This is a genomic window from Streptomyces sp. NPDC047072, assembly GCF_040643855.1.
Lineage (GTDB): Bacteria > Actinomycetota > Actinomycetes > Streptomycetales > Streptomycetaceae > Streptomyces.
In genome coordinates this window covers 1-14006 of the sequence record NZ_JBEYVC010000078.1, presented here as the reverse complement: position 1 = coordinate 14006, position 14006 = coordinate 1, and the positions used below count along the sequence as shown (strand labels likewise).

The 14006-nt window shown below is 72.8% G+C and carries 12 protein-coding genes; 11 read left to right on the top strand and 1 reads right to left on the bottom strand.

Going from position 1 to position 14006, the window contains the following annotated elements:
• Positions 1–155 precede the first annotated feature (155 nt).
• Genes ABZ896_RS28895 through ABZ896_RS28860 form a run of 8 tightly spaced genes read left to right on the top strand, consistent with a single transcriptional unit; the run spans position 156 to position 7468 of the window.
• Entirely contained in the window at positions 156–911 is a 756-nt protein-coding gene (locus ABZ896_RS28895) for a CoA transferase subunit A (protein ID WP_360935352.1), read from the top strand.
• Positions 911–1555 carry a CoA transferase subunit B gene (locus tag ABZ896_RS28890; RefSeq protein WP_360935349.1) on the top strand — a complete coding sequence of 215 codons (645 nt, stop codon included), beginning with the start codon at positions 911–913 and terminating at the stop codon, positions 1553–1555. The genes ABZ896_RS28895 and ABZ896_RS28890 overlap by 1 nt, the downstream gene beginning before the upstream one ends.
• Positions 1552–2754, top strand: a complete 1203-nt coding sequence (locus ABZ896_RS28885; protein ID WP_360935346.1) for an acetyl-CoA C-acyltransferase — start codon at positions 1552–1554, stop codon at positions 2752–2754. Before ABZ896_RS28890 ends, ABZ896_RS28885 begins: the two co-directional genes overlap by 4 nt.
• A gap of 19 nt (positions 2755–2773) precedes the next feature.
• Entirely contained in the window at positions 2774–3547 is a 774-nt protein-coding gene (gene pcaH, locus ABZ896_RS28880; protein WP_360935343.1) for a protocatechuate 3,4-dioxygenase subunit beta, read from the top strand.
• A gap of 6 nt (positions 3548–3553) precedes the next feature.
• On the top strand, positions 3554–4159 hold the full coding sequence (gene pcaG, locus ABZ896_RS28875; RefSeq protein ID WP_360935340.1) for a protocatechuate 3,4-dioxygenase subunit alpha: 606 nt from the start codon (positions 3554–3556) through the stop codon (positions 4157–4159).
• Positions 4156–5490, top strand: a complete 1335-nt coding sequence (gene pcaB, locus ABZ896_RS28870) for a 3-carboxy-cis,cis-muconate cycloisomerase (protein ID WP_360935337.1) — start codon at positions 4156–4158, stop codon at positions 5488–5490. Before pcaG ends, pcaB begins: the two co-directional genes overlap by 4 nt.
• Complete coding sequence (pcaD, locus tag ABZ896_RS28865; RefSeq protein ID WP_360935334.1) at positions 5487–6626, top strand: 3-oxoadipate enol-lactonase; 1140 nt, start codon at positions 5487–5489, stop codon at positions 6624–6626. The genes pcaB and pcaD overlap by 4 nt, the downstream gene beginning before the upstream one ends.
• 50 nt (positions 6627–6676) lie before the next feature.
• Entirely contained in the window at positions 6677–7468 is a 792-nt protein-coding gene (locus tag ABZ896_RS28860; RefSeq protein ID WP_360935331.1) for an SDR family NAD(P)-dependent oxidoreductase, read from the top strand.
• On the opposite strand, the gene ABZ896_RS28855 is transcribed toward ABZ896_RS28860, so the two are convergent.
• The gene (locus ABZ896_RS28855; protein WP_360935328.1) at positions 7469–10150 is read right to left on the bottom strand and encodes an AAA family ATPase; all 2682 of its coding nucleotides are present in this window, start codon (positions 10148–10150) and stop codon (positions 7469–7471) included.
• A gap of 192 nt (positions 10151–10342) precedes the next feature.
• Between ABZ896_RS28855 and ABZ896_RS28850 the strand changes: the two genes are divergently transcribed.
• From ABZ896_RS28850 to ABZ896_RS28840, 3 genes are all read left to right on the top strand, one after another.
• Positions 10343–11608 carry an MFS transporter gene (locus ABZ896_RS28850; protein ID WP_360935325.1) on the top strand — a complete coding sequence of 422 codons (1266 nt, stop codon included), beginning with the start codon at positions 10343–10345 and terminating at the stop codon, positions 11606–11608.
• A gap of 4 nt (positions 11609–11612) precedes the next feature.
• Complete coding sequence (locus ABZ896_RS28845; protein WP_360935322.1) at positions 11613–12767, top strand: anhydro-N-acetylmuramic acid kinase; 1155 nt, start codon at positions 11613–11615, stop codon at positions 12765–12767.
• Positions 12768–12842: 75 nt separating this feature from the next.
• The gene (locus ABZ896_RS28840; RefSeq protein WP_360935319.1) at positions 12843–13862 is read left to right on the top strand and encodes a DUF2510 domain-containing protein; all 1020 of its coding nucleotides are present in this window, start codon (positions 12843–12845) and stop codon (positions 13860–13862) included.
• Positions 13863–14006: the final 144 nt, after the last annotated feature.

Genomic DNA, 14006 nt, shown 5'->3' with positions numbered 1-14006 from the left:
CGCTCCCGAGTCGGCTGGGTCGATTGGTTGGTGCGATTGGTTGGTGCACTGACGGACTGATGAGTCTTGACGCCAGAGTCCCACAGTGGCAGCTTAAGAGAAACCTCGCTGAAATACTCAGTACACTGAGCAAATGGAAAGATGAGGCTGCGCGGATGGACAAGGTGGTCGCCACGGCCCGGGAGGCGGTGGCCGATGTGCCGGAGGGCGCGTCGCTCGCGGTGGGCGGTTTCGGGCTGAGCGGTGTGCCGAACGTGCTGATCCAGGCGCTGTTCGAGCAGGGCACCGGTTCGCTGTCGGTGGTCTCCAACAACTGCGGGGCGATGGAGTCCGGCCTCGCGATCCTGCTCGCGGCCGGCCGGATCGCCCGGGTGACCGGCTCCTACATCGGCGCGAACAAGGAGTTCGCCCGCCAGTACCTGGCCGGTGAGCTGGAGGTCGAGATGATCCCGCAGGGCACGCTCGCCGAGCGGCTGCGGGCGGGCGGCGCCGGGATCCCCGCCTTCTTCACCCCGGCCGGGGTGGGCACGCAGGTCGCCGACGGCGGGCTCCCCTGGCGCTACGACGGCCAGGGCGGCGTCGCCCTCGCCTCGCCGCCGAAGGAGGTGCGGGAGTTCGACGGCACGGAGTACGTCCTGGAACACGGCATCCGCACCGACTTCGCCCTGGTCCGGGCGGCGCGCGGTGACCGGCACGGGAACCTCGTCTTCAACAAGTCCACCCGGAACTTCAACCCGCTCGCGGCGATGGCGGGGCGGGTGACGATCGCCGAGGTGGACGAGCTGGTGGAGCCCGGCGAGATCGACCCGGACGCGGTGCATCTGCCGGGGATCTTCGTGCAGCGGGTGGTGGCCCTGACACCGGAGCAGGTGGCCGACAAGCGGATCGAGCAGCGGACGGTGAGCAGCTGATGGCCTGGACGCGACAGGAGATGGCGGCGCGGGCCGCGCGCGAGCTGCGGGACGGGCAGTACGTCAACCTCGGCATCGGTCTGCCGACGCTGATCCCGAACTACCTGCCCGAGGGGGTGGAGGTGATCCTGGAGTCGGAGAACGGCATCCTCGGCACCGGCCCCTACCCGGCCGAGGACGCCGTCGACCCGGATCTGATCAACGCCGGCAAGGAGACCGTGACGGTCCTGCCGGGCGCGGCCTTCTTCGACTCCGCGCTGTCCTTCTCGATGATCCGGGGCGGGCACATCGACGTGGCCGTGCTGGGCGCGATGCAGGTGTCGGCGGGCGGTGACCTGGCGAACTGGGCGATCCCCGGGAAGATGATCACGGGGATCGGCGGGGCGATGGACCTGGTGCACGGCGCGCGCACGGTGATCGTGGTGATGACCCACACCGCGAAGGACGGCTCGCCGAAGATCCTGGAGCAGTGTGCGCTGCCGCTCACAGGCAAGGCGTGTGTGAACCGGGTCATCACCGATCTGGCCGTGATCGACGTGTCACCCGACGGGCTCGTGTTGACCGAGGTCGCGCCCGGAGTGAGCGTGGACGAGGTCGTCGCGAAGACCGACGCCAAACTGACCGTCGCGGAGGTTCTGCTGTGAACTCGGTTTACATCGTCGACGCGGTCCGCACCCCGATCGGCCGCTACAACGGCGGCCTCGCGGGGGTCCGCCCCGACGACCTCGCCGCCCACGCGATCCGTGAACTCCTCACCCGCACCCCCGATCTGGACCCGTCCCGCATCGAGGACGTCTACTTCGGCAACGCCAACGGCGCCGGCGAGGAGAACCGCAACGTCGGCCGCATGGCCGCCCTGCTCGCCGGGCTGCCGACCTCCGTCCCCGGCGTCACCGTCAACCGGCTCTGCGCGTCCGGCCTGGAAGCCGTGATCCAGGCGGCCCGCGCGATCGCGCTCGGGGACGCCCACATCGCCGTCGCCGGTGGCGTCGAGTCGATGACCCGGGCGCCGTACGTGCTGCCCAAGTCCGACAAGCCCTTCCCCGCCGGGCACACCGAGCTGTACTCCACCACGCTGGGCTGGCGCATGGTCAACCCGAAGATGGAACCGCAGTGGACGATCCCGCTGGGCGAGTCGGCCGAGCTGATCGCCGACAAGCACAAGATCTCCCGTGAGCAGCAGGACGAGTTCGCGCTGCACAGCCACGAGAAGGCGGCGCGCGCTCAGCGGGCCGGACTCCTCGACGCCGAACTCGCTCCCGTGTCCATCCCGCAGCGCAAGGGCGACCCGGTGCTCTTCGGCGCGGACGAGTCCGTACGGGCGGACGCCTCACTGGAGGCCATGGCGCGGCTGAAGCCGTCCTTCCGCAAGGAGGGCGGGACGGTCACCGCGGGCAACGCGTCGCCGCTCAACGACGGTGCCGCCGCCCTGCTCCTGGTCGACGAGGAGGGACTCGCCGCAACCGGCCGCGAACCGCTGGCCCGCATCTCCGCGACCGGCGTGAACGCCCTCGACCCGCACTACTTCGGACTCGCCCCGGTCGAGGCCGTCAACCGTGCCCTCGCCAAGGCGGGCAAGGGATTTGACGACCTGTCAGTCCTCGAACTGAACGAGGCGTTCGCCGCCCAGGTCCTCGGATGCGTGGCCGAATGGCCCGAGTTCGACCCGGCGGTCCTCAACCCGCAGGGCGGGGCGATCGCGCTCGGGCACCCGTTGGGCGCGTCCGGGGCGCGGCTCGCCGGCACGGTGGCCCATCAACTCGCCCGCAAGGGCACGGGAGTCGGCGTCGCCACCCTCTGCATCGGCGTCGGCCAAGGACTCGCCCTCGTTCTCGAACGCTAAGAAGGCATCAGGACCTCTCATGACTCTCACCCAGCAGGACATCGACCAGGAGATCGCCGCCGAGCACTCCGCCTACGAGAAGCGGGTCGCCGACGGGGCGCCCGTCGAGCACCACCCCCGCCGGGACTACGCCCCCTACCGGTCCTCCGTGCTCCGGCACCCGAAGCAGCCGCCCATATCCATCGACGTGGCCAACGACCCGGAGCTGGTCGAACTCCACTCCCCCGCCTTCGGCGAGCGCGACATCACCGAGATCGACAACGACCTCACCCGGCACCACCGGGGGGAGCCGATAGGTGAGCGGATCACCGTGTCGGGGCGGTTGCTCGACCGGGACGGGCGGCCCGTGCGCGGGCAGTTGATAGAGATCTGGCAGGCGAACTCGGCCGGCCGGTACGCGCATCAGCGCGAGCAGCACGACGCCCCGCTGGACCCGAACTTCACCGGCGTCGGCCGCACGCTCACCGACGACAGCGGCTTCTACCGCTTCACCACCATCCAGCCCGGCCCCTACCCGTGGCGCAACCACGTCAACGCCTGGCGCCCGGCCCACATCCACTTCTCCATGTTCGGCACGGCGTTCACCCAGCGCCTGGTCACCCAGATGTACTTCCCGAGCGACCCGCTCTTCCCGTACGACCCGATCATCCAGTCGGTGACGGACGACGCGGCGCGGCAGCGGCTGGTCGCGACCTACGACCACAGCCTGTCCATACCGGAGTTCTCGATGGGCTACCACTGGGACATCGTGCTGGACGGGCCGAACGCCACCTGGGTCGAGGAAGGACGCTGACCTGCCATGACGAAGATCGACACCAGCTCGCCGGAGAGCGTGCTGCCCACCCCCTCGCACACGGTCGGCCCCTTCTACGGGTACGCGCTGCCCTTCCCCGGCGGCGGTGACATCGCGCCCGTCGGCCACCCGGACACCATCACCGTCCAGGGCTACATCACCGACGGCGAGGGCAACCCGCTGCCGGACGCCTTCGTGGAGCTGTGGGGGCCGGACCCGGACGGCAACGTGCCGACGACCGACGGCTCGATCCGGCGCGATCCGTCGACCGGCGGCTATCTCGGGCGCAACGGCGTGGAGTTCACCGGCTGGGGCCGTGTCCAGACCGACGCCAACGGCCACTGGTACGCCCGTACGCTGCGGCCGGGCGCGCGCGGCCGGAACGCGCCGTACCTCAGCGTCTGCGTCTTCGCGCGCGGACTCCTCGTCCACCTGTTCACCCGGATCTACCTGCCCGGCGACGAGGCCGCCCTCGCCGCCGACCCGCTGCTCGCCCAGGTGGACGCCGGGCGACGCGACACGCTGATCGCGACCGACACCGGCAACGGAACGTACCGTTTCGACATCCGCCTTCAGGGCGAAGGCGAGACGGTCTTCCTGGAGTTCCAGTGACATCTGCCAGTCCGCAAGACACCGGCCTGCTCGCCCCGGGGTGGGCAGGCTCCCCCGCCGCCTCCGCAACCGGCGACGGCGCCTGGCTCCAGGCGCTGCTGGACACGGAGGCCGCGCTCACCCGGGCGCAGGCCGGGCTCGGACTGGCCCCCGCGGCGGCTGCCGCAGCCGTGACAGAGGCGGCCGACGCGAGCCGCTTCGACGTACGGTCCCTCGCCGAGCGTGCGCGGGCCGGCGGCAACCCCGTCATCCCCCTGGTCGCCGACCTCACGAAGGCGGTCGGCGAGGAGTACGGCCCGTACGTGCACCGGGGCGCCACCAGCCAGGACATCCAGGACACGGCGACGATGCTGGTCGCGGCACGCACGCTGGACCTGCTGCTGCCGGAATTCGACCGCGTCCAGCGGGCCCTCGCCCGGCTCGCCGCCGAGCACCGCGACACCGCGATGCCGGGACGCACCCTCACCCAGCACGCCGTACCGACGACGTTCGGGCTGAAGGCGGCCGGGTGGCGGTCGCTGGTCCTCGACGCACGGGACCGGATCGCCGTCGTACGAAGCTCCCTGCCCGCCCAACTCGGCGGCGCCGCCGGGACATTGGCCGCCTTCCAGGTGTACGGCGCCCAGGACCCCCGGGCCCTCACGGCGGTCTTCGCCACCGAACTGGAACTCCAGGAACCCCTCCTGCCCTGGCACACCCTGCGCACCCCGATCGCCGACCTCGCCGGATGCCTGGCGTTCACGGCGGGGGCGCTCGGGAAGATCGCCGCCGATGTGCTCGTCCTCGGGCGCACCGAGATCGCCGAGGTGCAGGAGGGCAGCGGCGGGGGCTCCTCCGCCATGCCGCACAAGGCCAACCCCGTCCGCTCCACGCTGATCGCGGCGGCCGCCCGGCGCGCTCCCCAGCTCGCCGCCACGCTGTACGGCTCGATGGCCGCCGAGGACGAGCGGCCGGCCGGAGCCTGGCACGCCGAGTGGGAGCCGCTCAGGGATCTGCTGCGCTTGGTCGGCGGGGCCGCCCGGGACGCGGCCGAACTGACCGAGGGGCTACGGGTGAACGCGGATGCCCTGCGCGAACACCTCGGCCTCACCCACGGGTTGATCGTCTCTGAGCGGCTCTCGGCCGAGCTGGCCGCCGTGTTGGGGCGGGCCCGCGCCAAGCAGCTGCTCACCGACCTCGCGAAGCGCACGTACGCCGAGGGGCTCTCGCTCGGTGAACTCCTCGCGCGGGAGCCCGACTTGAAGGACGTCGACCTCGACGAGCTGACCGACCCCGCCCGCTACACCGGTTCCGCCGGTGCCCTCACCGACCGTGCTCTGGAGCGACGTTGACACTCCTCAACCACCGTACCGAAGGGGCCACTTCGGCGCCCCCGCTGCTCCTCGGGCCCTCGCTCGGCACGTCGTACGCCCTGTGGGACAAGGTGGCGCCCGAGCTGTCGATCACCCACCGGGTGATCCGCTGGGACCTGCCGGGACACGGAGGCAGTGCGGCCGAACTGATCCGGGAGGGGGCGAGCGTCGGGGACCTCGCCGACCTGGTGTTGGCGCTCGCCGACTCGCTGGGCGTGGAGCGGTTCGCGTACGCCGGGGTGTCGCTCGGGGGTGCGGTGGGGCTGCATCTCGCCGTGCACCACCCCGAGCGCGTCGAGTCGCTGGCGGTGATCTGCTCCTCGGCCCACTTCAACGGGGCCAAGCCGTGGGAGGAGCGGGCCGAGCGGGTGCGGCGGGAAGGGATGGGATGGCTGCTGGAGAGCGCCAACGCCCGTTGGTTCGCGGGGGACTTCACCGATCCCCGGTTGATCCGCGACCACGCCGAGGCCGATCCCGAGGCGTACGCCGCGTGCTGTGACGCGCTGGCCGCCTTCGACCTGAGCGACCGGCTCCCGGAGATCTCCGCACGGACCCTGCTGATCGCCGGACGCCAGGACCCGGCGACCCCGCCCGCACATCTGCGGGAGATCGCGGACGCGGTGCCGGGCGCCGCGCTCGTGGAGATCCCGGGGGCCTCGCATCTGGCGCCCGCGCAGTGCCCTCAGGCCGTGCTGACGGCCCTGCGGGCCCACCTCGACGGGGGCGCCAAGCGCGGGATGGGGGTGCGCCGGGAGGTGCTCGGGGACACCCATGTGGACCGGGCGCAGGCCCGGCAGACGCCGTTCACCGCGCGCTTCCAGGACTTCATCTCCCGCTACGCCTGGGGTGAGATCTGGACGGACCCGACGCTCAGCCGCCGCGAGCGCAGCATGATCACCCTGACCGCGCTGGTCGCGCACGGCCACTACGACGAGCTGGCCATGCACGTCCGCGCGGCCCGCCGCAACGGGCTGACGCCGGAGGAGATCGGGGCCGTCCTGCTCCAGACCGCCGTGTACTGCGGGGTCCCGGCGGCGAACTCGGCGTTCGCGGCGGCGCAGCGGGTGCTGGCGGAGGAAGCGGAGGAAGCGAAGGAAGGGGAAACGGGAGGGTGACACCGGCAGGGGCAGGCAGGGGGCGCCGTGATCTGCCTACGGTGGGGGGCATGTCGACCATCCTGATCACCGGTGCCACCTCCGGACTAGGCCGGTACGTCGCCTTCGAGCTGGTCCGCTCCGGGCATGTCGTCCTCGCCCACGGCCGCGATCCGGGCCGTACCGACGCTCTCGTGCGGGAGCTGCGGGCCGAGGGCGAGGCGGAGGGGTTCGTCGCGGACCTGGCGTCGCTCGCCGAGGTGCGCGAGCTGGGCGCGAAGGTCGCCGACGCGCGCCCGGACCTGGACGTCCTGATCAACAACGCGGGCGTGGGCGCGGGGGCTCCCGGCGCGGACCGGGAGTTGAGCACCGACGGCCACGAACTCCGGTTCGCGGTGAACTACTTGGCCCCTGTGGTGCTGACCCGCGCGCTCCTGCCGGTCCTGCGCGCGAACACCCCCGCCCGGATCGTCAACGTCGGCTCGGTGGGCCAGGACCCCGTCGTCTTCGACGACATCGAGTTCCGCCGCGGCTACGACGGCTTCGCGGCCTACCGCCGGGCCAAGTTCGCCCTGGCGGCCCATACCTTCGCCCTCGCCGAGGAGTTGGCGGACACGGGCGTCTCGGTGAACGTCCTCCACCCGGCGACCTTCATGGACACGGCGATGGTCCGAGAGGGCGGAGTCGCCCCCTGGTCCACGGTCGCCGACGGCGCCCCGGGCGCACTGGCCCTGGCCACGCGGGACTTGGGCACGGGCCAGTACTTCGACGGCACGAGCCGGGCACGGGCGCACGAGGAGACGTACGACAAGGGCGTCCAGAAGCGTCTGGCAACGATCACGGAGCAGTTGCTCAGGCTCTAGTCAGCGCAGTCCCCTGCCGGTTTCCAGCACCTCCCTGGCCTGGTTCACCAGACCGTCCGCCCCGCACGAACGGGCGAGCGACAGGCCCCGGTTGAGTTCGGCCACCGACCGCGCCAGGATCCCGTACTCGACCCGGGCCGCCGCGTGTTCGTACTGGCAGGGGGACGCCTCCAGGTAGGCGACCGCCTGGGCGGCGAGCCGGACCGCGCGCTGGCCGGTCTCCAGGTACGCCGCGCACCTGAGCGCCTCGCCTATCGCCGTGTCCGTCCCCAGGCGTTCCGCGTTGCGGCGGACGTCCGAGGCCAACTGGGCCGCCCGCACCGGGTCCTCGACCACCAGCGCGCGGGCCAGGTCCACGGCCCACGGCACGAGCACCGGGTTGTGGTGGCCGCGGACCGCCGCCGCCTTCTCCGCCGCCTCCAGCTCGTTGATCGCGTCCTTCGTGCGGCCGACGGCGAGGAGCAGCCGGCCGCGCACCGACCGCGGATCGGGCAGCACGATCGTGGAGGGGTACGGCGGCGCGAAGCCGTACTGCTCGGCGATCGCCCAGGCCTCGTCGGTGTGGCCGCGGGCCAGCAGCACGTCGACGAGGTTGCAGATGGCCGACCAGTACAGCGGCAGACCGCGGCCGATGCGCTCGGCGAGCCGCAGGGACTCGCGCAGGGAGGTCTCCGCCTCCCGCAGCCGGCCGCGCCTGCGGTGGCCGACGCCGACGTAGGTGTGGGCCAGGGCGAGGTGGCCGCCGCTCCAGCCGGCCGACTCGTAGGTGCGCAGCGCCTCGGTGTACAGGGCCTCCGCGCGGTCGAGCCGGTCCGTGAAGGCGTACGCGTTGGCCAGCATCAACAGCAGTTCGAGGCCCCACTCGGTGTCGGTCCAGCCGAGTCCGGGCGCGAGGCGGCCGTTGACCAGGGAGCGGTCGCAGAGCTCGGCGACCTCCTCGGCGCTCTCGCCGCGGGCCATCGCGTCGAAGCCGCGCAGCATGAGCAGGGCGCGCTCGGAGTTGTCGCGGCCGGTGCAGGTGGCGGCGAGTTCGGCCAGGCGCTCGGAGCGGCCCGGGGAGCCGGCCTCGCCCGCGTGGATGCCCTCCCACATGTACTGGACGGCCTGGAGCCGGAGCCTGGCCGGGCCCTCCTCGTGGCGGGCGGCCTCCGCCTCTACGGTGCGGACGGCCTCCTCCAGCTGGTCGTTGTGGAGGAGGGCCTGGGAGAGCCGGAAGACGGCGTCCACGCGCGCGCTGCCGTCCAGGCCGGGCATGGCGAGCGCGGTCTGGAGGTGGCCGATGGTCTTCGCGGGCGCGGTGAGCAGGGTGGCGCAGCCGAGCTCGAAGAGGACCTGGGCGTGCACCTCGGACGGCGGGGGTTCCAGCAGGGCGCGCTCCAGGCAGCGGCGGGCCGCGTCGGGGGCGCCGACCAGGAGGTGTTCGCGGGCGGCCTCGCGCAGCTGCTCGACGAGTTCCTCGTCGTCGTCCGGGTGGACCTGGAGGAGGTGGCGCGAGGCGGCCGCGGCGCCGAGCCCGTCGTCGGTGACGACCTGGGCGGCGATGCCGTGCATGGCGGTGCGCAGGGCGTCGGGGATGGAGTTGTAGACGGCGGTGGCGATGAGCGGGTGGACGAACTCCAGCTCGCCGGTGGTCGCCTCGGGGCGGGCGGGGTCCGGTTGGGTGAGGATGCGGGCGTCCTGGAGGAGGGCCGCGCAACGCGTCGCCTCCTCGGGTCCGAGGGTGGCGAGCTTGGCCACCAGGGAGACGCTGATGTCGGTGCCGAGGATGGCGGCCGCCCAGGCGAACCGGGTGGCGTCGATGCCGAGTTCCTCCAGGCGGGCGACGAGGCCGCCGCCGCGGGCCGAGCGGTTCAGCTCGCGCAGTTCGGCGGCCGCGCCCTCGGTCGGTTCCAGTTCGCTGTCCTGGACCTTGGCGAGGAGTTCGACGGTCTCGTAGGGGTTGCCGCCGGTGACGGCCCACACCTCGCGGCAGAACGGGGCGTCGGCGTGGTCGCCGAGGGTGGCGCGGGTCAGCCCGGCGGTCGCTTCGGGGGTGAGCGCGCTCAGCTCCGCGGCGGGACGGCCCGAGGCGGCGATCGCGTCGAGGAGGCGGGCGCTCTCCCCGGCGGCCTCGCCGGGGCGGCGGGCCACCACGACCAGCACGGACAGGTCGTCCAGGCGCTCGGCGAAGGCGGCGAGCCAGCGCAGGGTCTCCTGGTCGGCCCAGTGGGCGTCGTCGACCAGCAGCACGAGCGGCCAGTCGCGGCGCGCCAGCCGGCGTACGGCGGCGACCAGGCCGTCGGTGACGCCCTGCGGGTCGGCCTGCCGCTCGCCGGGGTCGGCGATGCCGAGGGCGGGTCCGGCGATGTCGTACCAGTCGCCGAGGTACTCGCGGGCCTCCTCGGGCATCAGGGACAGCAGCGCGGGCTGGAGCAGCTGTCGTACGACGTTGAAGGGGACGGACCTGAGGGTCTCGCCGCCGCGCGCCGACCAGACCGTGCAGCCGCGGGCCTCGGCGATGCGGCGGGTCTCGGTCAGCAGGGCGGTCTTGCCGAACCCGGCCTCGCCCCGGACCACCAGCACGCTGCCCGAGGAGGCGCGGTCAGCACCCAGGGAGTCGATCGCCCGCTCCACGGCGGCGATCTCCTTCTCGCGCTCCCACAGGAGGGCCGGGGCGGCCGCCGGGGGCCGTACCTCCGTCATCCCGCTACCTCCCCAAGTCGCCCGAACGACGTACAGATCTCGAGCGTAGCCGTCCGGGTGCCGAAGCGGAGGCCGGTCGGGGTAGCTGTTGCCTTGACGGGTGATCTCGGGTACGGAAGGCGACGCGCCCTGCCCACGACCTGCCGTCGACAAACCTGACCGACAGTCAGTTGTGGCCCACGGAGACCAGAGGTGAGGCAGATTCACGAAAAGGACCGGGGCGCACCGCGCTCGCGCCGGGCACTGGTCGCGGGGTCGGTGGGCAACTTCATCGAGTGGTACGAGTTCGGTGTCTACGGCTACTTCGCGACGGTCGTCGCGGCGCGGTTCTTCACGCCGGAGGGCGGCGGCGAGGCCGAGGCGCTGGTGCGGACGTACGCGTCCTTCGCGCTGGCGTTCTTCTTCCGGCCGGTCGGCGCGGCGCTGTTCGGGCGGCTCGGCGACCGGATCGGGCGGCGGCCGGTGCTGGTCCTGGTGATCGCGCTGATGACGGGCGCGACGACGCTGATCGGCGCGCTGCCGACGTACGACCAGGTGGGCGCGCTCGCGCCCTGGCTGCTGACGTCTCTGAGGGTGCTTCAGGGGCTGTCGGCGGGTGGGGAGTTCGGCGGGGCGGTGTCGGTGATGACGGAGTTCGCCCCGCCGGGGCGGCGCGGGCTGTACGGGGCGTGGCAGTCGTTCACCGTGGCGCTGGGGCTGTTGGGCGGTGCGGGGGCCGCCGCCCTGCTCGCCACGGTGCTGACGGAGCCTCAACTGTCCGACTGGGGCTGGCGGGTGCCGTTCCTGCTGACGCTGCCGATGGGGCTGGGGGCGCTGTGGCTGCGACTGCGGCTGGAGGAGACACCGGCGTTCCGCGGGGAAGCGGCGCGGGTGTCACCGCCCCCGGGCGCGGTCGCCCGGACCGTCGCGCTCGGTGCCGGGCGGATCATGGGCTGGGCCGCGGCCGGTTACACCTTTCTCGTGGTGCTGCCGTCGTATCTCCAGAGCACGCTCGGTGCCTCCTTCCGGGAGGCGCTCGTCGCCACCGTGCTGGCCAATGTCGGGTTCGCCGTCACGATCCTGCCCGCCGGGCTGCTCAGCGACCGGGTCGGGCGGCGGCCGGTGATGCTGGCGGGCGCGGTGCTCGTGGTGGTGCTCGCGGTGCCGCTGCTGAACCTCCTTCAGGACGGCGGCACTTCGGACGCCGTGAAGGGGGTGGCGGTGTTCGGCGCGGGCGCGGTCGTGGGGCTGATGGCGGGTCCGGGTCCGGCGATGCTGGCGGAACTGTTCCCGACGAGCGTGCGCTACACCGGACTGGGACTCGCCTACGCGCTCTCCAATGCCGTCTTCTCGGGGTGTGCCGGGCTCATCATCACCAAGACGGTGGAGCACACCGGCAGCGTGGACATCCCCGCGTACTACGCGGCGGCGACCTGTGCGGTGAGCGTGGTGGCGCTCGCCGTACGGAAGGCGGGGTGAGCCGATGCGGGTCATCGGGCTGATGTCCGGCACGTCGTACGACGCCGTGGACGCGGCGGCGGCCGATCTGGAACTCGTCGGCGACAGCGTCGTGTTGAGGCCGCTGGGGCTGGTCGGCGCGCCGTACGACGACGACCTGCGCGCGGCGCTCGCGGCGGCGCTGCCGCCGGGGACCACGTCGATGGCGGAGGTGTGCCGGCTCGACACGCTGATCGGGCGGGCCTTCGCGGCGGCGGCCGTCCGGGCCGACCGTGAACTGTGCGGCGACCAGGCCGAGTTGATCGCCTCGCACGGGCAGACGGTGTTCCACTGGGCCGAGGGCGGCCGGGTGCACGGCACCCTGCAACTGGGGCAGCCCGCGTGGATCGCGGAGGCGACCGGGCTGCCGGTGGTCGCCGACTTCCGGCCACGGGACATCGCCGCGGGCGGCCAGGGCGCGCCCCTGGTCAGCCTGGTCGACCGGATGTGGCTGCGAGGCCGCCCCGGCAGGCCGGTCGCGCTGAACATCGGCGGCATCGCCAACCTCACCGCACCGGACGGGACGGCCTTCGACACCGGACCGGGGTGCGCGCTGACCGACGCGGCGGCGCACGGCTTCAGCGGCGGGCGTCTGGCGTACGACGTCGACGGCGCCCTGGCCGCGCGCGGCGAGGTCCATCAGCCGTTGCTGGAGCGGCTGTTGGGAGAGCCGTACTACGCGCTGCCCGCCCCGAAGACCACCGGCAAGGAGCTGTTCCACCTCGGCCATCTCCAGGAGGCGCTCGCGGGGCTGGGCCGGCTGTCCGCCGAGGACGTGATCGCGACGCTGGCCTTCCTCACGGCCCGCACGGTCGCCGACGCGGTGCGGGCGGTCGGGGCGACGGAGGTGATCGCCTCCGGGGGCGGCACCCGCAATCCGGCCCTCATGCGCACCCTCGCCGGGCTGCTGCCGGGTGTGGAGCTGCGCACCTCCGACGCGCTCGGGCTGCCCTCGGCGGCGAAGGAGGCGTACGCCTTCGCCGTCCTCGGTTTCCTGACCGTGCACGGTCTGCCCGGCACCGATCCGACGAGTACCGGCGCCCGGCATCCGAGCGTTCTCGGCTCCCTCACCCCGGGCCGCACCGGGCTGCGCCTTCCGCCGCCCGCGCGGGAGAGGCCCGTACGACTCGTGCTGGGTTGACATTTCGGCCAGGTAGCCGCAATCGGCCGGTGCCCCTCTCATCCCTCTTTCACCGACGCCTCATACGGTGGGGGCATGACGCAGGTGACTCCTCCCGGGTGGTACCCCGACCCCGGGCAGAAAAGTGACGGTCCGGCCACCGAACGCTGGTGGGACGGCAAGGTGTGGACGGAGCAGACCCGCCCCGCGGGCTCGGCCGCCGCATGGGGTCCCCCGGAGCAGGTCGCGAGCGCGGGCGAGGCGTATCCCGCGTACCCGGCGTATCCCGCGCAGCCGCCCGCCGCTCCCCGGCGCGGCATACGTACCGGCATAGCCGTGGCGGCGGCGGTCGTGGTGCTGGCGAGCATCGGCGTGGGCGTGTACGCGCTGGCCGACAACGACAGCGGGAGCGGCAACACCGCCAATTCCCAGGGGCCGGGCGGCCAGGGCGGGCCCTTCGGCGGCAACGGCGGCTCGGGCGGCAGCAGTGGTCAGGGCGGCCCGTTCGGCGGCAACGGCGGCTCGGGAGGCTCCGGCGGTTCCGGGGGCGCCTCGCCCTCCCCGCAGGGCTCCGAGGCGCCGAAGATCGAGAGCGGTTCGGTGACCGACTCGCTGGACGGCATCAGCCTGCCGATCCCGTCCGGCTGGTACGGCCAGGAGATCTCGGTCGGCGCGCAGGTCACCTCGAACGACTCCTACCAGTGCCCCGGCGACACCTCCCAGACGTGCACCAAGGGCGGTGCCTACTCGGCGCCCGCCCAGGCGCTCGGCACCGCGGGCAGCACGGCCGAGGCGGTCGCCAAGGCGGACATCTCGGCGAACGCGGAGGAGTCGTACGGCGGCAAGACCTACGGCTCGATCACCTCGCACGACGTCCTCGCCTCGAAGGCGGTGACCGTGGCCGGGCAGAAGGGCTATCTGGTGCGCTGGAAGGCCGTCACCAGCAAGGGCTCCGACGGCTATGTCCAGTCGCTGGCGTTCCCCGCGCCGGCGAATCCGCAGCAGATCGTCGTCGTGCGCTTCGGCGTGGACGTCGGCGAGAAGCAGTCGGTCATCGACGAGATCACCAGCGGGATCAAGGTGGCCTCGGGCGGCGGCAGCGGCCAGGGCGTCTGAGCCGCCGGGAGCTTGATCGGCCGGGTGGGGCGCCTCTCCGCTCAGGAGGCGACCCACCCGGCCGACTCCGCGAACTCGGATTCCCTCAACAGCCGACTACGGGCGATCACCCCGCGCCGGGCACCTATGCATGTGGACACCCTG